The organism is Aeromonas sp. QDB11 (assembly GCF_027705265.1).
GTDB lineage: Bacteria > Pseudomonadota > Gammaproteobacteria > Enterobacterales > Aeromonadaceae > Aeromonas > Aeromonas allosaccharophila.
Window position 1 is genome coordinate 1 of record NZ_JAPDBM010000252.1, and the last position, 503, is coordinate 503.

Here is a 503-nt window from a genome sequence, read left to right on the forward strand (position 1 = left end):
CCCATGACCCAACAAACGCTGACCCGCTTGAGACACCTGAAACTGACTGGCATGGCGGATGCCGTGCAACAACAACTGGAACAGGCAAGTACCTACGAAGGGCTGCCCTTCATCGAGCGGCTAAGCCTGCTGGTCGAACACGAACAACTGAGCCGGGAGCAGCGTAAACAAGCTCGGCTGGTCAAGCAGGCGAGGCTCAAACTCCAGGCCACGGTGCAAGAGGTGGACTACCAGTCTGCACGCAACCTGGAGCGGTCACAGGTGGCAAACCTGGCCCAAGGAGAGTGGCTGCGCCGGGGCCAGAACCTGCTCATTACCGGCCCCTGTGGCTGCGGAAAAACCTACCTAGCCTGTGCGCTGGGCTACCAAGCCTGTCAGCAGGGGCACAGCACTCGTTACTACCGGCTGCCGCGTCTGCTACTTGAGCTGAGCCAGGCCAAGGTAGATGGCAGTTACGCCAGACTGCTGGGTCAACTGGCAAGGATAGAGCTGCTGATCCTGGA

Annotated in this window: 1 protein-coding gene; it reads left to right on the forward strand. The window is 60.2% G+C overall.

Features of this window, described 5'->3' with window-relative positions:
- Positions 1 to 3 precede the first annotated feature (3 nt).
- A partial coding sequence (istB, locus tag OKC40_RS22935; RefSeq protein WP_270797075.1) for an IS21-like element ISAs29 family helper ATPase IstB occupies positions 4 to 503 on the forward strand: 500 nt, incomplete at its 3' end.